At 70.2% G+C, this 19,598-nt stretch carries 17 protein-coding genes and 1 pseudogene; 8 read left to right on the top strand and 10 right to left on the bottom strand.

Going from position 1 to position 19,598, the window contains the following annotated elements; all coding sequences use genetic code 11:
* Positions 1 to 8: 8 nt before the first annotated feature.
* On the bottom strand, positions 9 to 179 hold the full coding sequence (locus ACGFR7_RS00755; protein WP_393311495.1) for a hypothetical protein: 171 nt from the start codon (positions 177 to 179) through the stop codon (positions 9 to 11).
* Positions 180 to 600: 421 nt separating this feature from the next.
* Positions 601 to 1,485, bottom strand: coding sequence for a MurR/RpiR family transcriptional regulator (locus tag ACGFR7_RS00750; protein ID WP_393311493.1), 885 nt, complete (start codon positions 1,483 to 1,485; stop codon positions 601 to 603).
* Positions 1,486 to 1,659: 174 nt separating this feature from the next.
* Here ACGFR7_RS00750 and ACGFR7_RS00745 point away from each other — a divergent pair, with 174 nt between their 5' ends.
* The 7 genes from ACGFR7_RS00745 (at position 1,660) to ACGFR7_RS00715 (ending at position 9,624) form a co-directional block, all read left to right on the top strand.
* On the top strand, positions 1,660 to 2,817 hold the full coding sequence (locus ACGFR7_RS00745) for a C45 family autoproteolytic acyltransferase/hydolase (RefSeq protein ID WP_393311491.1): 1,158 nt from the start codon (positions 1,660 to 1,662) through the stop codon (positions 2,815 to 2,817).
* Positions 2,814 to 4,499, top strand: coding sequence for an ABC transporter substrate-binding protein (locus ACGFR7_RS00740; protein WP_393311489.1), 1,686 nt, complete (start codon positions 2,814 to 2,816; stop codon positions 4,497 to 4,499). The genes ACGFR7_RS00745 and ACGFR7_RS00740 overlap by 4 nt, the downstream gene beginning before the upstream one ends.
* Positions 4,500 to 4,505: 6 nt before the next feature.
* Positions 4,506 to 5,456: an ABC transporter permease gene (locus tag ACGFR7_RS00735; RefSeq protein WP_393311488.1), complete on the top strand. Its 951-nt coding sequence runs from the start codon at positions 4,506 to 4,508 to the stop codon at positions 5,454 to 5,456.
* Positions 5,453 to 6,322, top strand: a complete 870-nt coding sequence (locus tag ACGFR7_RS00730) for an ABC transporter permease (protein ID WP_393311486.1) — start codon at positions 5,453 to 5,455, stop codon at positions 6,320 to 6,322. The genes ACGFR7_RS00735 and ACGFR7_RS00730 overlap by 4 nt, the downstream gene beginning before the upstream one ends.
* A 5-nt stretch (positions 6,323 to 6,327) precedes the next feature.
* Complete coding sequence (locus tag ACGFR7_RS00725) at positions 6,328 to 7,407, top strand: ABC transporter ATP-binding protein (protein WP_393311484.1); 1,080 nt, start codon at positions 6,328 to 6,330, stop codon at positions 7,405 to 7,407.
* Positions 7,404 to 8,288 carry an ABC transporter ATP-binding protein gene (locus ACGFR7_RS00720; RefSeq protein WP_393311482.1) on the top strand — a complete coding sequence of 295 codons (885 nt, stop codon included), beginning with the start codon at positions 7,404 to 7,406 and terminating at the stop codon, positions 8,286 to 8,288. The genes ACGFR7_RS00725 and ACGFR7_RS00720 overlap by 4 nt, the downstream gene beginning before the upstream one ends.
* A 604-nt stretch (positions 8,289 to 8,892) precedes the next feature.
* On the top strand, positions 8,893 to 9,624 hold the full coding sequence (locus tag ACGFR7_RS00715) for a hypothetical protein (RefSeq protein ID WP_393311480.1): 732 nt from the start codon (positions 8,893 to 8,895) through the stop codon (positions 9,622 to 9,624).
* Between the two features lie 359 nt (positions 9,625 to 9,983).
* Here ACGFR7_RS00715 and ACGFR7_RS00710 read toward each other — a convergent pair whose 3' ends face one another.
* From ACGFR7_RS00710 to ACGFR7_RS00680, 7 genes are all read right to left on the bottom strand, one after another.
* Positions 9,984 to 11,210, bottom strand: coding sequence for an HTTM domain-containing protein (locus ACGFR7_RS00710; RefSeq protein WP_393311478.1), 1,227 nt, complete (start codon positions 11,208 to 11,210; stop codon positions 9,984 to 9,986).
* Positions 11,207 to 11,929 (bottom strand): DUF5819 family protein, encoded by a 723-nt coding sequence (locus ACGFR7_RS00705; protein WP_393311476.1) that lies wholly within the window; start codon positions 11,927 to 11,929, stop codon positions 11,207 to 11,209. Before ACGFR7_RS00705 ends, ACGFR7_RS00710 begins: the two co-directional genes overlap by 4 nt.
* Positions 11,930 to 12,318: 389 nt before the next feature.
* The gene (locus ACGFR7_RS00700; protein WP_393311474.1) at positions 12,319 to 13,089 is read right to left on the bottom strand and encodes a BTAD domain-containing putative transcriptional regulator; all 771 of its coding nucleotides are present in this window, start codon (positions 13,087 to 13,089) and stop codon (positions 12,319 to 12,321) included.
* A 461-nt stretch (positions 13,090 to 13,550) separates the two neighbouring features.
* Complete coding sequence (locus ACGFR7_RS00695; protein ID WP_393311472.1) at positions 13,551 to 14,231, bottom strand: IPT/TIG domain-containing protein; 681 nt, start codon at positions 14,229 to 14,231, stop codon at positions 13,551 to 13,553.
* A gap of 494 nt (positions 14,232 to 14,725) precedes the next feature.
* Positions 14,726 to 15,835 (bottom strand): IPT/TIG domain-containing protein, encoded by a 1,110-nt coding sequence (locus tag ACGFR7_RS00690; protein ID WP_393311470.1) that lies wholly within the window; start codon positions 15,833 to 15,835, stop codon positions 14,726 to 14,728.
* A 453-nt stretch (positions 15,836 to 16,288) separates the two neighbouring features.
* Positions 16,289 to 16,771, bottom strand: a complete 483-nt coding sequence (locus tag ACGFR7_RS00685; RefSeq protein WP_393311468.1) for a hypothetical protein — start codon at positions 16,769 to 16,771, stop codon at positions 16,289 to 16,291.
* Between the two features lie 562 nt (positions 16,772 to 17,333).
* The gene (locus tag ACGFR7_RS00680; RefSeq protein WP_393311466.1) at positions 17,334 to 17,903 is read right to left on the bottom strand and encodes a hypothetical protein; all 570 of its coding nucleotides are present in this window, start codon (positions 17,901 to 17,903) and stop codon (positions 17,334 to 17,336) included.
* Positions 17,904 to 18,230: 327 nt separating this feature from the next.
* Here ACGFR7_RS00680 and ACGFR7_RS00675 point away from each other — a divergent pair, with 327 nt between their 5' ends.
* Entirely contained in the window at positions 18,231 to 18,725 is a 495-nt protein-coding gene (locus ACGFR7_RS00675; protein WP_350256022.1) for a peptidylprolyl isomerase, read from the top strand.
* Between the two features lie 518 nt (positions 18,726 to 19,243).
* On the opposite strand, the pseudogene ACGFR7_RS00670 reads toward ACGFR7_RS00675, so the two are convergent.
* Positions 19,244 to 19,545: pseudogene (locus ACGFR7_RS00670) on the bottom strand (HipA family kinase); the annotation flags it as partial.
* Positions 19,546 to 19,598: the final 53 nt, after the last annotated feature.

The raw sequence follows: 19,598 nt of genomic DNA, 5'->3' as shown, positions 1-19,598 counted from the left end.
TTTCGCCGTCAGTATCCGGCGCGGGAAGTGGCGGGGGCGTCGAGGTCGTCCTCCAGGTCGTCTTCGAGGAAGGTGTTCCCGTAGACCGGTTCGATGAAGACGTTGCGGTAATCGGGCTTCGCGGGGCGAGGAAGAGGGGCAGCGAGCTTGTGGTGCGGCTGCGGTGTCGTGGGGGCCATGAGATTCCTTGGTGTTCTACGCCGCAAGCGGCGGTCGGGTGGTAAGGGTCGCACGGTCAGGGCCGCCGTCGACGAACTTTTGGAGGGGGTGCGGTGTGGCGTGGTGCGGTGGAGGCCTGCCATGACGTCGGGGGCCGATGCCTCTCCCCCCGCTCTCGCGGGGTTCAACCCCGCCGGCACAGCCGTGGAGATGATGCGGTGGGGCCCGTTCGGTGCGGTGTCATGGCAGGTGTCAGTGTCGGCCAAGCACTGCGAATCGCGCCGGAGCCTCGATTCTGTGATCATGATACGTGTAGTGGCCCACCGGCTCTTGTCAGGCGACGCGTGCGGGCGTACCTCAAGCTCCGCGCAAGCGCATGCGCAGCGGACGGCCGGGGACGGCCGGGAACAGCGGGAAACAGGCGGGAACAGCCGGATCCGGCTAAGGAGCCTCCCTCCGGGCGCGGGCTCTCACCGCCGGCGGCAGCAACTGTTCGCGCAGTGCGGTCAGTTGGTGTGAGGTCTCCACGGCGCGGGTCTCGTCCAGCGTGGTCAGGGCGAGCAGCAGGGCGTCGGCGATGACCAGGCCGGGCAACGACTCGGCGGTGATGCCGGTGGGGGTGTGCGGCGCGGTCAGTACGGCCTCGACGCGGTCCTCGAAGGTGTCGCCGAGTTCGTCGGTGACGAAGACGACCTTGGCGCCGACCGCGCGGGCCCGCTCCACCAGGACGGTGAACTCCGTCAGCGGGCGCGCCGGCTGGAAGACCACCACCGCGTCGCCGCGCCCCAGTGGCAGCAGCGCATCGGCGAACGCGAATCCGGTCGCGCCCAGGAAGCGGGCCCGGCGGCCGGTCCGGGCGAGCATCAGGGCGAGGTGCCGGGCGGCGATTTCGGAAGCCGCGACGCCATAGCAGAAGACCTCTTGGGCCTGGGCGAGTGCGGCCACCGCGCGCTGGAAGGACGCGGCGTCGGTCAGCCGCCGGGCGTGTCCGATCCGGTCCGCCGCCTCGTCGAAGACGTCGTCCCAGATGCCCGACAGGTCCTTGCCGACGTGGGCGATGCGCTGCCGAAGACGGACCTCGGGGGCGACTGCGGTGGTGAAATCGGTGGTCAGGTCGCGCTTGAGGGCGGGCAGGCCGGCGTAGCCGATGCGCTGGAGGGCGCGTACGACGGTGGCGTTGCTGGTGCCGCTGGCGCTCCCCAGCTCCTGGGCGCTGGCGAAGAGCAGTTGCTCGGGCTCGGCACCGATGAGGTGCTGGGCGACGGCGCGCTCGGAGGTGGAGAGCTCGTCCCAGGCATCACGGACGGCGGCTCGCAACCGCGTCATGCCGGTGCCCTCACCCGCGGAACCCACAGAGCCTTCTGGAATCCCCATTACAACCCTTGACTTTCATGAGACCGGCATTACTCTCCTGGACAACGCATTCCAAGAGACCCACTTGCTGAAATCGACGTTACAGCAACACGACGTCGAGGCACCGGGTCCTGCGCAGGGAGAGACATGGCACAGCGCACCCTTCCGGTCATCGAGATCACCGGTCCGCCGGTCGAGCGAGGCCGCCAATACGGCGAGGCGGTGCGCGACCGCATCCACGCCGCCACCGCGTACTACGAAGCCGCCTTCGGCGCCGCCAGCGGGCTGACCTGGCAACAGGTCACCGCCCGCGCCGCCCGCTGGCTGACACCGGTCCGCGACTTTGCACCCCACCTGGTCGAAGAGATGCAGGGGATCGCCGACGGCGCGGGCGTCGGCCTGCTCGACATCCTCGCCCTCAACGCCCGGGGCGAGGTGCTCTACGACAGGTCCTTCGCCGAGATCAGCGACGCGGCGCCGGCGGACGGCGAGGAACCCGCCGAGGGCTGCACCTCGTACGCCGCCTACGGGGAGGCCAGCGGCGACGGCCATGTCTACGCCGGGCAGAACTGGGACTGGCGGGCCGGCGTCGCCGACACCGTCGTACTGATCCGGATCGTCCAGCCGCCCGGACCGACCCTGATCATGCAGGTCGAGGCCGGGCAGATCGGCCGCCAGGGCGCCAACTCGGCCGGTATCGCGCTCAACGCCAACGGCCTCGGCGGGCGGTTCGACGACGCGATCGGGCTGCCGCAGACCGTCGTACGGCGCAGCGTCCTGGACCAGGAGAGCATCACCGACGCCATCGAAGTGCTGTGCCGCACCCGCGCGCACATCGCCAGCAACGCGCTGCTGACCTGCCGCGAGGGGTTCGCCGTCGACCTGGAGACCACCCCGGCGGGACACGGCTGGATGTACCCCACCGACGGGCTGCTGGTGCACGGCAATCACTACCAGGCCGGTGTCCCGGCCGCGCTCAGCGCCGGATACCGCCCGATGTCGTCCGACTCCCTCATACGGGTCCCGCGCGCCGAGGCCGGGCTGCGGGCCCTGCGTACGTCCACCGGACCCGACGCATCACGCAAGATCATCCGGCAGGCGATGTCGGACCACCTCGGCCACCCCGAGTCGCTGTGCACCCACCCCGATCCCCGGAAGCCCACGCTCCGGCACTGGACGACACTGGTCTCCTCGTGCGTGGATCTGACCAGCGGCGAGTACCACGCCACTGCGGGTACCCCCTGCGAGAACGAGTACCAGCGGGTGCCGTGGAACCTCTACGACGGACCGGGGGCACACCGATGAAGCGCGGCTCCCGACCGACCGCTCCACTGCTGGCCGCGGCCGTCGTCGCCCTCGCCCTGAGCGCGGCGGGATGCAGCGGCGCCACCCACGCCCTCGGCGGCGGCAAGACGCTGAACGCCGCCGATCTCCGGCTCACCCCCACCACCGCCAAGGCCACCGGACGGCTCGACACCGTCAACTGGCTGCTGGAGGACGAACCGGACTCCCTCGACCTGGACACCCAGGGCACCAGCGCCGGCCGGGCCGTCCTGACCAACGTCTGCGAGCGGCTGTACCAGCTTCAACCCGATATGTCCGTCCGCCCCTTCCTCGCCCGCAAGGTCACCCGCCCCGACCCCACCACCCTGGTGCTGAGCCTGCGCGACGACGTCACCTTCCACGACGGCGCGAAGATGACCGCCGACGACGTGCTGTGGAGCCTCAAACGCCACGCCGACCCGGACATGGAGCAGGCCGACGAGTTCGGCAACGTCGAGAAGATGGCCACCACGGGCCCGCACGAGATCACCATTACCTTCAAACAGCCCGACGCCCTGTTCACCAAGGCGCTCGCGGGCGATGCCGGGCTGGTGTACCACCGCCGCCAGGTGCAGGCGGCGGGAGCGGAGTTCGGTACACCGGGGCGCGGTGACGCCTGCTCGGGCCCGTACGAGCTCACGAGCTGGAAGTCGGGTGACTCGCTCACCATCCGCCGCTACGACGGCTATTGGGGCCGCAAACCGCTGACCCGGCAGGTCGTCTTCCGCTGGGCCTCCGACAGCGCCTTCGTCAATGCCCTGACCACCGGCGCCGCCGACGGCGGCTACGCCGAATCCCCCAACACCGCCGCCGCCCTGGCCGGCCGCAAGGGGCTCACCGAGCACTACGGTCCCAGCACCGCCTCCCTCGCCCTCATCCCCACCGAGCGCGGTGGCCTCAAGAACCCCGCGATCCGCCGCGCCCTGTCTCTTGCCCTGGACCGCGCCGGCATCGCCGACTCCGGCTACGGCGGGCTCGTCCAGCCCTGGGCCACCCCCGTCGGATCCGGCGCCTGGGGCTATGCGAAACCCGCATTCTCCGCTGCGCAGCGCACGCTGGACGCGTCCGCCCCCGCGCGGCCGGACGCCGCCGCTCTCGCCCGGGCCAGGCGGCTGGTGAAGGCGGCAGGGGCACCGGCCCTGCCGATCGTCATCGGTACGGACGCGAGCCAGGGCCGCACCGTCATCGCCAACGCGGTACGGGCCGCGCTGCAGCGCATCGGGCTCGCCGGGCAGATCAAGACCGTGCCGACCGCCCAGTTCGAGGAGTTCTACAGCTCCCCGCAGGCCCGCTCGGAGATCGACGTGCTGGTCGGCGACTGGTACATCTCCAAGAGCGACCCGATGGGCTTCTACGACAACGGTCTGTCGGACAGCCCCAACAACTGGGTCGGGTTCAAGAGCCGTGCCTACGACAGCACGGTCCACCAGGCGCTGCGCACCCTGGATGACGGCGCGCGCGCCCGGCTCGCCATACGGGCGCAGAAGGAGTTCGCCGACGCTGCGGTCTGGATCCCCGTGGCACAGGTGCCCTCCGTCCTCGTCCTCAAGGACGGTCTCACCGGACCGCCCGCCTCACAGGCCCACCTCTATTACCCCTGGGCCGCCGAACTGGGTACCGCGCCCGGGTCCGCCCCCACCCACCAGCCCCGAGAAAAGGACTGAACCGCCGTGGTCCGCAGACTCGTGCGGCGCATCGCCGGCCTCCTCGCGACGCTGTTCGCCGCCTCCTTCGCCATCTTCGCGTCCGTCTACGCCGCCCCCGGCGACCCGGCGGTCTTCCTCGCCGGCGGCCGCGACAAGCTCACCCCCGAGAAGATCGCCTCCGTCCGCGCGCAGTACCACCTCGACGAACCGCTGGTCGTCCAGTACGGCCGCTGGCTGTGGGACTGCGTGCACACCGACCTGGGGAAATCCTTCCGCTACGGAGACCAGGTGGCCGATCTGCTGGCCGCCCGGCTGCCCACCACCCTCGAACTCGTCGGCTACGCGACGGTGCTGTTCGTCCTGCTGGGCGTCGGCGCCGGGGTGCTGGCGGCGGTCCGCCGCGGCTGGGTGGACTCCGCCGTCGTCGGCGCCACCACCCTCGCCGGCTCCGTCCCCTCCTTCGTCGCCGCCCTCGCGCTCATCGCGCTCTTCGGAGTGCGGCTCGGCTGGTTCCCGGTGACCGGCGGCGGAACGGGCTTCGCCGGGACGGTCCACCACCTCACCCTGCCCGCCCTGTCCATGGCCCTGGGCGCGCTGGCGATCATCAGTCGGGTCACCCGGCAGGCCATGCTGGATGCCGCGGCCGCCGACCATGTGGAAGTCGCCCGGGCCTGTGGCGTACCCGAGCGCGAGATCGTGGTGCGGCATGTGCTGCGCAACGCCCTCGGGCCGATCGTCACCATGTGCGGTCTGGTCACCGCCGGAATGCTGGCCGGCACCGTCGTCATCGAGACCGCCTTCGGGATCAGCGGCATCGGCTCGCTGCTCGTCGGGGCCATCAACACCCATGACTTCCCCGTCGCCCAGGCCGTCCTGCTGCTGATGGTCACCGGCTACATCCTCGCCACCACCCTCGTCGACCTCGTGCACCCCCTGCTCGACCCGCGGGTCAAGGCCGCAAGGAGCACCGTATGACCTCCCTCGACACGGCGGCGGGCCCCGTCCCGACGGTGACCGCCGGCCCCCGCCCGCGTACCAGGCGCCCGATCGCCCCGGCGGTGGCCGCCGCTTTCCTCGCCCTGGTGGTGCTCGCCGCGCTCTGCGCGCCGCTGCTCGCCCCCTACGCGCCGGATGCCATCGACCTGTCGTCCTCCCTCGAAGGCACCGGCCGGGCTCATCTGCTGGGCACCGACGCCTCCGGCCAGGACCTGCTCAGCCGGGTCCTGTACGGGGCCAGGACGAGCCTGATCGCGCCGCTGCTGCTGCTCGCGCTGGCCGCCGTGCTCGGCGTCACCCTGGGCACCGTCGCCGCCTGGCACGGTGGCTGGGTCGACACCCTGGTCAGCCGGGTCACCGACGTCATGTACGCCTTCCCCGGCCTGCTGTTCGTGGTGCTGATCATCGCGGTCTTCGGCTCCGGCATCACCACCTCGGTGATCGCCCTGGGGCTGGCCTTCGCCCCCACCATCGCCAAATACACCCGCAGCATCGCCCTCGCCGAACGCGCCAAGCCCTATGTCGATGCGTACCTCGTCCAGGGCATGGGCGGCGCCCGGCTCTGCGCCCGCCACCTCGTCCCCAACCTCGGCCGGTCACTCGCCGGCTACCTCGTCGTCCTCTTCGGCGAGGCCCTGATGAGCCTGGCCACCCTCAGCTATCTGGGCTTCGGAACCCAGCCGCCCAGCTCCGACTGGGGGCTGATGGTGCAGGAGGGCCAGGCCGCGATCGTCCAGGGGGCGCTGCTGCCGGCCATGGTGCCGGGCTGTGCCGTGGCCGCCGTCGTGGTGGCCTTCAACGTCGCCGGTGTCCGGGCCGCCGACCGCCTCTCCGCCAAGGGATAGCCGCCATGCCGAACCCGACCGCTCACCCTGCCCCCGCCCCGTCCGCTCCCCCGCCGGACGCTCCTCCGCTGCTGGACATCGACCGGCTGACCCTCCGGCTCCCCGGCGCCGCCCGCCCCGTCCTCGCGGAGGTCTCCCTGTGTGTCGGCCCCGGCGAAATCGTCGGCCTGGTCGGCGAGTCCGGATCGGGCAAGTCCACCACCGCCAAGGCCGCGCTGCGACTGCTGCCCCGGGACGCCCGCACCGAGGGCACCGTCCGGGTGTCCGGCACCGACGTGCTGTCCCTGAGCGGGGCGGCACTGCGCGCACACCGCTCCGGCTCCGTCGCCATGGTCCACCAGGACCCTCGCTCGGCTCTCAACCCGGTCCGCAGGATCGGCGACTTCCTCACCGAACGGCTCGCCCGCAGCGGCCTCGACCGCCCCGCCATGCGCGCCCGCGCCCTCCAACTCCTGGACACCGTGGGCCTGTCCGACCCGGAGCACCGCATCCGGCAGCGGCCGCACGAACTCTCCGGCGGCATGCTGCAACGCGTCGTTATCGCCGGCGCGCTCGCCACCGCCCCCCGGCTGCTGCTCGCCGACGAGGCCACCAGCGCGCTGGACGTCACCACCCAGGCCGAGATCCTCGCCCTGCTGCGCACCCTGCGCGACGAGCACGGCATGGGCGTGCTCTTCATCACCCACGATCTGCAACTGGCCGCCGCCTACTGCGAGCGGGTGTACGTCATGTACGCGGGCCGGGTCGTCGAGGAACAGCCGGCCGCCGCCCTGTTCCACACGCCCCGCCACCCCTACACCCGCGGGCTGCTCGCCTGTTCACCCGACCTGGCCGAGGCGCCGCGCGTGCTGCACCCCATCCCGGGCCGCCCGCCGTCCCTCGCCGACACCTTCCCCGGCTGCCCCTTCCACGCGCGCTGCGCACACGCCGACGACGGCTGCGCGGCCTGGACACCGACCCCGGCCGCGCTCCCCGGCGCTGGCTCCGCCTCCTGCCGCAAACTGCCGGACGCCCCGGGACCGTCCGCCTCGCCGCCCCCGATCCCGGCCCCGCCCTCCCCCTCGCACGAGAAGAGGCAGCCATGACCGGCGCACACCCGCTCCACGACCCGGCGCACCCGCACGCGCACAGCAGCGCGCCTGTTCTGGTGGCCGAGGGACTGGCCAAGACGTACCCCTTGCCGGGCGGCGGCCGGCACCGGGCCGCCGACGGGATCTCCTTCACGGTGTCGCGCGGCGGCTCGACCGGGATCGTGGGAGAGTCCGGGTCCGGCAAGACGACCGTGGCCCGGATGCTCGTCGGGCTGGTACGGCCCGACGCCGGCACCGTGACCGTCGATGGTCACGCCCGCACACCCCGTACACCACGGGGCCGGGCAGCGCGGCTGGCCAGGGCCCGGGACATCCAGATGGTCTTCCAGGATCCCTACGTCTCGCTCGATCCCCGGCTTACCTCACGCCAGTGCCTGCACACCGCGCTACGGCTGCACGGCGCGGTACCGCGGCAGGCCGACCAGCGGGCGACGGAACTGCTCGACCTGGTGGGGCTGGGGGCACGGGAGGCCGGTGCCCGGCCGCACGGACTGTCCGGCGGGCAGCGGCAGCGCCTCGCCATCGCCCGCGCTCTCGCCGTCGGCCCCAAGGTGCTCGTCCTCGACGAGGCCGTCGCCGCGCTGGACGTCTCCATCCAGGCACAGATCCTGCACCTGCTGGCCGGGATCCGCCGGGAGACGGGGGTGGCGCTGGTGTTCGTCAGCCACGATCTCGCCGTGGTCCGGCACCTCACCGACGAGACGCTGGTGATGCGGCACGGCCGGACCGTGGAGCAGGGACCCACCGAGCAGGTACTCGCCGAGCCGGCGGCCCCGTACACCCGGGCCCTCCTGGCGGCCGTGCCGCACCTGGGCTGGGACCCTGCGACGGCAACGGCGACAGCGGCCGCCGCGGCAGCAGGGTTCACCCCATGACGATCGACGCACAGGCACGGCGAGCGCGGCGTCGAGCCTGGCGTGCAGCGCGTCGACGTCCCCGCGCAGCCGCTCCGCCTGCTTGCCAGGTGAACGCTGGGACGGCCCCTCGGCAGGGACCAGAATCGGGCTGATCAACCGGGCTGCCGACCTGACCACCAGCGTGCTCTACGACCGCGCCGGCACCGGCTGGAGCGAAGCGGTCGAGCTGCACCGCAGCGCCGCCGAGGTCACCGACGAACTGGCCTGCTGCGTGCCGCCGGCGTCCCCACCCCGGCGAGGACACCCACGGCGACCCAGCCGGCACGGTGCGCCACCACGGTTGCCGGATGCCGCGGCACAGCGGCAGCGTCCGATTGCCGCAGCCCGACGGCCACCGTCGCCCACGGCACCGGGCGCCCCGCGGCCACGCCACGGCCGAGCGGCGAGCCGGGAGCCGGATCGTGCAGCGCGCCCGAGACGGCTCCGCCGGCCGGGAAGCCCGGATTCACGCGCCTCGCCCCGGCGGCGTCACGCGGGAGTCACGTCAGTTCCACGCCGCGGTCATGGCCGACCTTTCACCCTGCAACAGGTATGCCAGCTCCTAAAGACAAGGGGAAGCATCATGACGAATCTCCGGAAGCGGCTTCCGCACGTGATCGGCGCCTCGCTCCTGGCAGCGGCGCTCACCGGCACAATGGGCGCCATGAGCGCTGTGGGCGCTGAAGCGACACCCACGAAGGCAACAACGTCGAAGTCGGCACCGGATGTGCGGTGCCGATTGGTGCTCAACAAGAAGACCGGCAAGTTCTTCGTGTTCCCGAGGGGCTGCAGGTTCGGCGGCGGTGGAACCACGGGCGCCACCACCACAGGAGCCACCATCGGCGGACGCACCGGAGGAGTGACCACCGGCGCCACCACAACTGGCGCGACCACCACCACAACCGGTGCCAGCAGCACCACCGGCGCCACCACTACCGGCGCGACCACCACCACAACCGGTGCCACCAGCACCACGGGTGCCACCACCACCGGCGCCACCATCGGCGGCGGAACCGGCGGAACGACCGGCGCCACCACCACCGGCGCCACCATCGGCGGCGGAACCGGCGGGACCACCGGCGCCACCACCACCGGCGCCACCATCGGCGGCGGAACCGGCGGCACCACGGGTGCCACCACCACCGGCGCCACCATCGGCGGCGGAACCGGCGGCACCACCGGTGCCACCACCACCGGCGCCACCATCGGCGGCGGAACCGGCGGAACGACCGGCGCCACCACCACCGGCGCCACCATCGGCGGCGTGCTCGGCGGCACCACCGGCGCCACGACCACCGGTGCCACCATCGGCTGAGGCAACAGCCGTACGAGTGGCGCCACCACCGGCGCCACTACCGGCTGGGGCGAGCGACACGCAGCGCAGAGCTCTCGGCTTCTGCTGAGAGGCGAACGCGATCTCGCGGTCTCCCTGCTGCGCTGCGTGCGCAGCCGAGAGGTGATCTGAACCCTGAGGTCTCTCCGGCGGTTCGTCCCCACCACGGGCCGATTCCGTCGGGGGGCGTTCGTTCGCCGTGTCCTGCGGGGAACGGTGCGCCTCACCTCGGACAGTGCGTCAGTTGGCCACAGGTTTGGTCACGGGCGCACACGCCGGCCTTCGCTTCCCAGCGGGCCTTCGTTTCCCAGCGGGCCTTCGCTTCCCAGCGGGCCTTCGCTTCACACTCGGGCCTTCGCCCCGGTTACCTGTGGTTCCTTGTCACGGCGAAGTGGGCGGGTAATGCGCTTCCGCGTGGACGACACCCTCGACCCGATCCACAGCAGGAAGTTGGTCGGGAGGAAGACCATGTCCGCCACGACCATCGCCAGCGAGAAGAACGGCAAGCCGCAGATCACCGCGATCGTCGCGTGTTCGGTCATCAGGATCGCCAGCAGCACGTTCTTCACCCGGCGGTTGAGAAGGGTGAAGGGGAAGGCGACCTGCGCGATGACGGTGCCGTAGGTGATCAGCGTGACGATCACGGAGCCGCTGTCGAGAGCCTGGGACAGCGGAGTCCACGGGCTGAAGTAGTTCAGATGCAGCGGATAGTGCAGGGCTGTTCCGTCCTGCCAGCGCGGCCCCTGGATCTTGTACCAGCCGGCCGTGGCGTAGAGCAGACACACCTGGGCGGCGATCACCAGCATCGCCGAGTTGTGGACGAGGTTGGCGGTGACATCCAACACCCCACGCACCTCGGAGAAGCGGCTCCGCCCTGCCCAGTACCACAGGGCCTGGATCAGCCACAGCCCCCAGAAGATCAGAATCCACCCCCACGGGAGCTGCGCGAAGCCCGTGATCTGCGCGAGGGCGAGGCCCAGGCCGCAGAGCACCCACAGGGCCACGCCCACCGGATTCCGATCCTCCTCGCCCAACGCCGCGGCGCGCGCCCGCCGTCGGGCGTCCAGCGACCACACCTGCCCGCAGCGGGTCAGCACCAGATAACTCGCGATCAGGTGGATGAGGGTGTCACCACCGTCGCCCAGCAGGACGTTGCGGTTCAGAAGCGACAACACTCCGATCATGAACAGCAACGAGGTCGTGCGGGTGTGCCACCCGACGAGCAGCAACAGGCACGCCACGATCGTCCCGTGGTAGACCAGCTCGAACCACAGCCTGTCGCTCGACCACAACAGCACCGTGAACGCGTGGTTCGAGTCGACGAGGCGATGGGCCAGGTCCAATCCCCACGGGCTGGTGGTGCCGTAGAGCTCCTGGCGGTGCGGCCACTCGCGGATGAGATAGAGCCCGAAGGTCAGCGCGAAGCCGATCCGGACGACCGCGGCCTGGTAGGGTGCCAGCGTCAGCCCCGTGATCTTGTTCAGGCCTCTGGCGATGGCCCTGTCGAGCTTTGTGCCCAAGTCCTTGAAGGGGGAAGGTGCCCGGGCGGTGTCCTTCTCGACGCTCACTGGAACTCCTTCTTGGAGACCGGCCACCACGGAAGCACCTGGTAGGTCGTCTGGGTGTTCACGCGCTCAGTACTCCACTTCGGCGGGATGATCGGGGTGTTCGCCGCGTAGATCTGCACCTTGACCACCTGGCCGCCGTCGACCCGGGGCCCGATCCGGTGTGCCGCGATCCGGCGCACATAGGCCTCGGAGAGCTCACCCCGCAGGCCGACCGGCCGCCCCTTGACGTCGTGCGTCCTGTTGTAGAAGTCCCAGGCCTGGCGAAGCAGGTTCTGGTGCGCGTGGCTGGGTGCGGGATTGCCCCTGATCGCTTTGATGTCCTGGGCGGTCAGGCCCACCCAGTTCGTCAAACGCCGGGAGCCGTCGGCGAACTTGACCTCGGCGCGCGCGTTCACGGCGATGTTCTGCTGGAGCGGGTTCGGGGCGAAGAGCTGCCAGTTCTGGTCGAACTCCGGATAGACCCAGCCATTGACCAGCCCGGCGTACTTCCTGCTGAGGGCGTTCGGCGGGGCGACGAACAGGAACAGCAGGACCACGTGGAGGGTGACAACGATCGCCAACACCGCGATGGTTCCCGCGATCGCGATCCGCGACAGCAGCGACCAGGACCCGTTGGGCGCGGGCGGCAGCGCACGGGGGGCGGTTGACGCACTCGGCGCAGGACCTCCGTCGGCGCTTTCCGAGCCGGTCTCGACCGAGGCTGTCTCGCGTGGCTCCACAATGCTCCCTCGATCGCAGGTCCCGGACATGCGGCGGATTCACTGGCGGATCACCTGGACTTTCATCGGATCACCGCGTCTAAATGAGAATAAATGCGCGCATTGCCGCACAAATACTCTATTGAGCCGAATGGTTGATGGGTCCCCTGCGCGGCAACCGCGTACGACGAGGCGCCGGGACCGCCCGCACACCGCGACGGAGCCACTTCACGTCACGCAGACCGGCCGCACCGGGGAAACCCGGAGGGCCCCGCCTCGGGGCCCCTCAGGAACCCATAACCCCTGCGACCACGGAGAGTCACCAGCCGGAGTCACCAGCCGGAGTTGCCGACCGGAGTCGCCGGCCGACGTCGCCGGCCGACGTCACGGGCCGGAGTGACCGGCCGGAGTCACCAGCCGGCACCCGGCCGCTGCAGTCCGTCCACCAGGTGGCACAGCCGCGCCGTGGGACGAAGCCCGAGCTCGTCGCGAAGGCGGTGCGTATAGCGTTCGAATTCGTCCAACGCCTCGGACGGATTGCCTTCCGCCAGGTGGGCGCGGATCAGCGAAGCCTGGCTGCTCTCCCGCAGCGGGTTCGCCTGTACGGCCGCGTGGGCGGCCGCCACCGCCCCGGCGAACTGCTTGGTGTCGATGAATGCCCCCGCCAGCGCCTCCAGGGCGTGGAGCCGGAGCTGTTGCCATTGCTCGGCCTCCCGCAGGGCCCACTCGTCGTACCAGCCGGGCAGCAGGTCGTCGGTGAGCTGGTCGACGGTGGCCGCGTTGATATTGAGGTCCTCGGCCGGGACACCGGGGTCGAGTATGCGCTGGGCCAGCGACCGGGCGTGGTGCAGGTCAACGGTGACCTTTCGCGCCAGGCGCACCTCGGTGGGGCAGACCTCCAGGGCCTTCCTGCCGATGCCACGCAGGCGCGACAGTGCCGACCGCAGGTTCGCATACGCGCTCTGTTCGCATGCCTCGGGCCACAGGCTCCCCGCAACCAGGGAGCGAGGGGCAGCGGCACGGCCGTTGAGCGCAATGAACGCCAGCAGCCGCTTCGAGCCGACGGGCACCGTCACCGGGACGTCGTTCACCACAAGGTCGAAACCGCCGAGAAGGGCGATGTGCACGGTCGGCCGGCTGCTCGCGGGTGGCCAGGAAAAGATCAGGTCATCTGAGCTCATGGCTGGTGATCGCGGAGGGAGACGTCCGGTGCGGCGTAAGCCGACTGGCCGTGCCCCCGATGTTCGAGGTTCGCAATCATCTGTGCACCTCCCACAACCACATGTTGCGCTGCCCCCGGTGGGTTGTCGAATTGTTCCAATTCAGCAGGACATATTCCCTCCTGAGGCGCGCGGGCACACATACCCTCCGATGGCAAGTGGGCGCGCATCCGGGACCGTTCTTCGACGACCGCGGCGCAGGTTCCGCGCCGCGAGGCGACAGGTCGGCCGCTCGCTTGCACGGAGCCCGCCGGTGCGCCACCCCACGGAATGTCCGCTCCTCTCACAGGAGCCACGAAAGGCCCTGACCTGGGGCGAAACCAGGTCAGGGGCGTTGCACGCCCGGCGCCAGGGGGCGGGTGGGTATCCTGCGCCACGACGGTGGACGCCCACGGCATGCCCTGCGTACCCCCGTCAACCGATCAGATAGAGAAACACCCCGGGCGCGGTGGCGGAGCCGCCCGTAGTGGTGACCGTGACGGTGACCGCGCCCAGGGAATGGGCGGGAGCGATGGCCGCGACCTCGGTGTCGGACAGCACGGCGACGTGGCGGGGACACCCCCGAAGGTCACGCCGGTGGTCGTCAACAGCAGAGTGCCCGTGATGCCGACCAGTGTGCCGCCCGCGGGGAGACCCGTCAGCGGGCTGAATCCGGTGGCGGTCGGCGCGTCCACGAAGTCGAAGGTGTCGGAGGCGGTGGCGGTACCGCCCAGGGCCGTGACGACCAAAGACACGGAACCGGTCGCATGAGCCGGGCTCACTACGGTCAGTTCACTGTCGGACACCACCGTCGGCGTCACCTCTGTTGCACCGAACGCCACCGAGGTGGTGGTGGCGAGGCCGCGCCCGGTGACGGTGACCGTCCCGCCGCCGGCGACGGGCCCGGACGACGGCACGACGGCAACGATGACGGGCGGGGGGACATAGTAGAAGGGCTCCGGGTTGCTGGTGCCCCCTGGTGTGCTCACCGTGGCGTCGACCACTCCGGCCCCCGAGGGGGCGACCACCGACACGGATGTGGGTGTATTGGCCGTGATGGCGGCCGACTTGTTCCCGAAGTGCACCACGGTGGCATCTGCGAGGCCGGTACCGGTGAAAGTCACCGTGGCTCCACCACCGGTTGACCCTTGGTCCGGATTGATCGGCATGTGCCCGCCCCCGCCCCTGTGCCGGCGAAACCTTGAAACGCCCCTTGCCCGTCGTCCACCAGTTACGCAGGAAGTACGATCCGAGGCGAGACGGCATCTCTCTCTTCACCCGGATGGCGCAGCCAGAGCGTTGGGCGGTTGAGCAGTTGCCCGGCCGGGCCCCGCTGACCGGCGTGCCGTGCGATGCCGTCATGGCGCATCCCCTTCGTGGTGTCCCGTCCGCGCTGTCCCGTTCGTAGCGCCTGCTCGTCGCGCCCCGCTCGTGACGCCCTGCTCGTGACGCCCTGCTCGTGACGCCCTGCTCGTGACGCCCTGCCGCCGACGTCTGATGAGCCGGCGACAGGGCGGGGCGGACCCGGCGCGGGTGTCGCGACACCGCTCGACGGATTACGACGGAAGCGGACCCCGGACCGTCCTTGCTCCGGGCAAACCGGCGCAGGGAGGACCGCTCACACGTAGGTGTATCCGCCGGCGACGGTCGTGCTGCCGCCCGGCGTGGTGACGACGACGGGAACGTTGCCGAGCACCCCGGCCGGGGTGAATCCGACCAGCGCCGTACCCGACGCATTGACCGAAACCCCCGTCGCCGCAACCCCGTTGAACGTCACCACCGCACCACTCAGACCGCTCCCCGTGATCACAAACGCCGTACCACCCGCAGCACTGCCCGACGACGGCGACAGCGACGTGACCACAGGCAGTGGCGGGGCCGTGTAGGTGTACCCGCCGGCGACCGTGGTGCTTCCCGTCGGCGTGGTGACGACGACCGGAACGTTGCCGAGCACCCCGGCCGGGGTGAATCCGACCAGCGCCGTACCCGACGCATTGACCGAAACCCCCGCTGCCGCAACCCCGTTGAACGTCACCACCGCACCACTCAGACCGCTCCCCGTGATCACAAACGCCGTACCACCCGCAGCACTGCCCGACGACGGCGACAGCAAGGTGACCACGGGCGGGGGTGCCGTGTAGGTGTACCCGCCGGCGACCGTGGTGCTCCCGGCCGGGGTGGTGACGACCACCGGGACGTTGCCGGCAGGGCCGGGCGGCGTGACGCCGGTGAGCACCGTTCCCATGGAGTTGATGGACACCCCGGTGGCCGGCACGCCGTTGAAGGTGACCGTGGCGCCGGTCAGGTTGGTGCCGATGATGGCGAATGCGGTGCCGCCGGCGGTGGACCCGCTGGTGGGCACGAGAGCGGTGACCGTCGGACCGCTGGGCGGAGCGACGGTGTAGGTATAGCTCACCGAGTTGGTGTTGCCTCTCGGCGTGGTGGCGATGATCTGGACCGTGCCCGCTGCGTGCGGGGGTGCGATGACGGTGACCGAGCCGCCGGAGGGGTCCTGGGCGACGATGGTGGCGGGGATGCCGCCGAAGGTTACCTGGCTCGTGCCCTGCAGGCCCGCCCCGGTGAGCAGGACGGCATTTCCTCCGGAGGTCGGCCCCGAGTCCGGAATGGCCTCGTAGAGCCTCGGATATCTGGGCCAGTCTCCCCCGTCCCCGCCGGGCCAGGAGCCCGGGGACTGCGGACTTTCTTGCTGCTGTATGACTGCGGACATGACTTCTCCCTGGGCAGCCGCCACTCCCCTCTCCCTCACGAGCCCATTCGTGAACGGGTCTTGTGGGAGCGGAAGTTGCCGTCGTCGAATGTTGGGTGCATGCGACGGTAGGGTTCCCGGCCGTTCGAAAGAAGGCGCGTACGTGTCAGCAATGACGCGTTCGGCAATCAACATGACAATAGGTAAATGAGCGTGACTCCCGGACCACTGACCTGCGTACGCCGGTATTCCGCAGGGCCGCTTCACGTGCCGCCCCGCGTACGCCCGGGGCGGTTCCCCGCCGTGCGGCAGTGGTGATGCCCGGGGACACCTGCGCTCGTCCCCGGGCACCATTTCCGTCGCTCGTTCTCCGTCGCTCGTTCTCCGTTGTTCGCTTTCTGTTGTTCGCCTTCCGTTGTTCGCTATCTGTTGCTCGTTTTCTGGCGTTCGCCCCCTCTGCCGAGGGCCGATCGGTTACTGGTGGTAGATGGTCGCGGCCCAGTTGGCCTTCCAGTTTCCGTCGCCGAACTGGAGGTTGACGGAGCAGCGACCGGTGTCGCCGTCACAGGTCAGGCTGTTCGCCGGCACCGGAGCGGCAAGCCGTGCGCCCCGGGGGGACCGGAGCGCCTGGTGGAAGATGCTGGCGGACCAGGTCGCGCGCCAATTCCCGTCGCCGAATTGCAGGTTGGCAGTGCACTTGCCGGTGTCGCCGTCGCAGTTGAGGCCCGTCACCGGCACCGGAGCGCGGTAGGCGGAGCGGAGTGCCTGGTGGTAGATGGTCGCGCCCCAGCTGGCCTTCCAATTGTTGTCACCAAAGCGGAGGTTGGCTGTGCACTTGTAGGTGTCGCCATCGCAGTTGAGCGCAGTCACCGGTACCGGAGCGGCAACGGCCGGGCCGGCCAGCCCGATCCCCAGAGCGGCGAGTGCAGCACAGGTGCCGACGATGATGCGTCGCATAGCCGTCCTTCCCTCATGGGCGCACGGCGCGCCCGACTCCAGAGAAGGATTTGCTGATTTCCTGCTGCGCCAAGCCCGCAAGCCACGACCTTCAGCAGAAAGTGTGCACGCCCGTACGGACAGCCGAACTCGGAACTTAGCTGCCGGACGGCAATGGGTGGTGAACGGCGCATTCGTAGTGGGCTCGGGGAGTGAAGAGGGTGCTGCACCCGGTACGGCTGACTGCCCGTGGCCCATGCCACCGGAACAATCCGGGCGTCCGGCGGCGACCTCGCCGCACGCGCTTCCGTGCGCGCCGGCTGCGCGGATGAGGGCGCGGTCCGTGGGTAGTTTCTACGGTTCCCCCTTGCCCGTCAGCCTGCCGCCCCTACAGCCCGCGCTTGCCCTGCGGGCGTCCTTGTCCTGAGGCGACCTTGCCCTGAGGTCGCCTTTGCCCGTGAGCCCGTCCCTGTCCCCTGTCCCTGTCCCCTGTCCCTGCTCCTGCCCCTGCTCCTGCCCTTGGTGGCGTTCTGTCCGCGGGAAGGCCGCGTCATCGGACGGACCGACCGACGGCTGCACGTTCTCAGGGAGTCGGAGTTTCGAGCGCCGAGGCGTCGTCGAGAACGCGGCGGGCGGCCTCCGCGAAGTCTCGTACCTCGGCGGTGAACGCCAGTCCGGCTTCGGCAACGGATGCGGCGGCGTCCACGCACTGGTGGGACCCGGCGTCGAATCGCTCTCGCGCTGCGATGGAATCCCGCAAGGGCCTGATGCATCGGTGCACAGTTCTGATGAGCTCCTGTGAAAGGGAGACCACGGGCGGCGGCCCCTCCAGGATTACGTGCACTCCGAGATGGTCGAGCTTGTCGATTTCTCGGTGGAAGGTGTCCAGGTCCGTCGTGTGTGACTCCCGGTATCTTCCGAGCGCCCGCTCGATGGCTCGTGCCTGTGCGAGGAAATCCGCGTACACGATACGGCGCGGCTCACGACGCTCCCGCACGTGATCGGCTCGCAGCCCGCGCCTCAGCTGCGCCTCCTGAGCCGCGAGTTGGCTCCGGACGGTCCGGGCTCCCCATAGCCCCGTGACGGCTGCGGCACCTCCCGTACCGAGTGCGCCGACGGTAGCTCCCAAGATCGCTGCTATGCCCGAATCCACCTCGGCAGTCTTGCGTATGCCACCGTTCGGCGTGGAATAGCGGCAATAACGTACCGGACGGTTCACCTTCGGTCATGGGTCGGTCCAACCGTTGCTCTCCCGGTCCGGAAGTGCGCTTGCCCGGGACCGTTTACACGCCGGCCTCCGGGCGGGGGGCGATGCCGCTCGCAGCGGGCAGGCATACCGCGGGGGCCAGGCATATCCCGGGAGCCCCGCATACCCCGGGAGCCCTGCATATCGCGGGGCGAGTCCCTTACACGACTCCGTCGCGACCGGCGCCGGGGGCCGCCGCCTCGCCCTGGCCGGGGCGGATGTAAGGATGCCGTCATGACTGACAACGTATTTTTCGACATCACCATCGATGGCGCCCCCGCCGGGCGGATCGTCTTCACCCTGTTCGACGACGTGGTTCCCCGGACCGCGAAGAATTTCCGTGAGCTCGCCACCGGTGAGCACGGCTTCGGCTACGAGGGATCCGGCTTCCACCGCGTCATCCCCGACTTCATGCTCCAGGGGGGCGACTTCACCGCCGGTAACGGCACCGGCGGCAAGAGCATCTACGGCGAGAAGTTCCAGGACGAGAACTTCCAGCTCAAGCACACCAAGCCCGGTCAGCTGTCGATGGCCAACGCCGGCCCGCACACCAACGGCTCGCAGTTCTTCATCACCACCATCGTCACGGACTGGCTCGACAACAAGCACGTCGTCTTCGGCGAGGTCGTCGAGGGCATGGAGATCGTCAGGAAGATCGAGTCCCTGGGCTCCCGCAGCGGCGCCACCCGTGCCGACATCGTGATCGCCAAGTCCGGCGTGGTCGCGTAGTAGCCACCTGCCTCCGGCGTCGGCAGGCCCCGTCGACGCCACCGAATCCTAGGGGCCGCGGCGTCACGAGGGCCTGAGATGCACTTGGCATACCGCTTGGGATGCCACTCGGCGTACCGCTTCGGAAGCCACTTCGGAGGGCACTTCGGATGGCACTGCGGATGGCACTGCGGATGCCGCCCTTCTGCAGGGCGAGGACGACCGCCGTGCCCGGCCCGCTCGGTGTGACGATCAAGGCCTTCGGCGCCCGATGCGCGCCGGACCGGCCCCTGGGCACCCGAGCTGCGCTCCGGGCGGCCGCTCCCCCATAGGTGCGGCGGCCGCCCACGGCTGCCCGTTCCGTCGCTCCCTGCGGGTCGGCGACGACCGACCGGCGGCAGGACTCGTCGAGGGCCACTTCCGCGGATTTCGTCAGGGCGTTCCCTTGATCGCGGGCTCAGGGGCTGTTTGCAGGCTCGTGGCTGGGTGGCTGTCTGCGGGCCCGCGGCCGGCCGCGGGCTCACGACCGAGGAATCGGCGAGGTTGAGTCCCGCGCTGGAGTGCAGCAGATCCTGGATCTCCTGGTCTGGCTCCTCGTCGGCGACCGACGGGCCGAAGTGCACCAGGACCAACTCCGGCACGCGCAGACCGAGGCCCCGGGCCAGCTCGCCCACGACGTTTCGGCGACCAGCGCCTTGCGCCCCTGCCCCGAGCCGGTGAACTTGACGACGTACGTGCCCAGGTCATCGGCCTCTACGACTTCGGGCACGGAGCCACCTGAGCGCAGGGGCTCGATGTAGCTAGTAGCAGAGACCTCTCTTAATGCATTCCAAAGCTTCATTATTGTTTTACCTTACGTTCCATGGTCAACGTCGTGAACCTGCCTGGCAGCAG

This window comes from Streptomyces sp. NPDC048516 (assembly GCF_043199875.1).
Classification (GTDB): domain Bacteria; phylum Actinomycetota; class Actinomycetes; order Streptomycetales; family Streptomycetaceae; genus Streptomyces.
The sequence above is the reverse complement of the archived record's forward strand: the minus strand, read 5'-3'. Positions and strand labels throughout refer to the sequence as shown.

What these genes read in the sequence shown, in the direction of transcription:
- ACGFR7_RS00755 (WP_393311495.1), bottom strand. Translation starts at nt 179, where the DNA reads ATGGCCCCCACGACACCGCAGCCGCACCACAAGCTCGCTGCCCCTCTT.
- ACGFR7_RS00750 (WP_393311493.1), bottom strand. Translation starts at nt 1,485, where the DNA reads ATGACGCGGTTGCGAGCCGCCGTCCGTGATGCCTGGGACGAGCTCTCC.
- ACGFR7_RS00745 (WP_393311491.1), top strand. Translation starts at nt 1,660, where the DNA reads ATGGCACAGCGCACCCTTCCGGTCATCGAGATCACCGGTCCGCCGGTC.
- ACGFR7_RS00740 (WP_393311489.1), top strand. Translation starts at nt 2,814, where the DNA reads ATGAAGCGCGGCTCCCGACCGACCGCTCCACTGCTGGCCGCGGCCGTC.
- ACGFR7_RS00730 (WP_393311486.1), top strand. Translation starts at nt 5,453, where the DNA reads ATGACCTCCCTCGACACGGCGGCGGGCCCCGTCCCGACGGTGACCGCC.
- ACGFR7_RS00725 (WP_393311484.1), top strand. Translation starts at nt 6,328, where the DNA reads ATGCCGAACCCGACCGCTCACCCTGCCCCCGCCCCGTCCGCTCCCCCG.
- ACGFR7_RS00720 (WP_393311482.1), top strand. Translation starts at nt 7,404, where the DNA reads ATGACCGGCGCACACCCGCTCCACGACCCGGCGCACCCGCACGCGCAC.
- ACGFR7_RS00715 (WP_393311480.1), top strand. Translation starts at nt 8,893, where the DNA reads ATGACGAATCTCCGGAAGCGGCTTCCGCACGTGATCGGCGCCTCGCTC.
- ACGFR7_RS00700 (WP_393311474.1), bottom strand. Translation starts at nt 13,089, where the DNA reads ATGAGCTCAGATGACCTGATCTTTTCCTGGCCACCCGCGAGCAGCCGG.
- ACGFR7_RS00690 (WP_393311470.1), bottom strand. Translation starts at nt 15,835, where the DNA reads ATGTCCGCAGTCATACAGCAGCAAGAAAGTCCGCAGTCCCCGGGCTCC.
- ACGFR7_RS00685 (WP_393311468.1), bottom strand. Translation starts at nt 16,771, where the DNA reads ATGCGACGCATCATCGTCGGCACCTGTGCTGCACTCGCCGCTCTGGGG.
- ACGFR7_RS00675 (WP_350256022.1), top strand. Translation starts at nt 18,231, where the DNA reads ATGACTGACAACGTATTTTTCGACATCACCATCGATGGCGCCCCCGCC.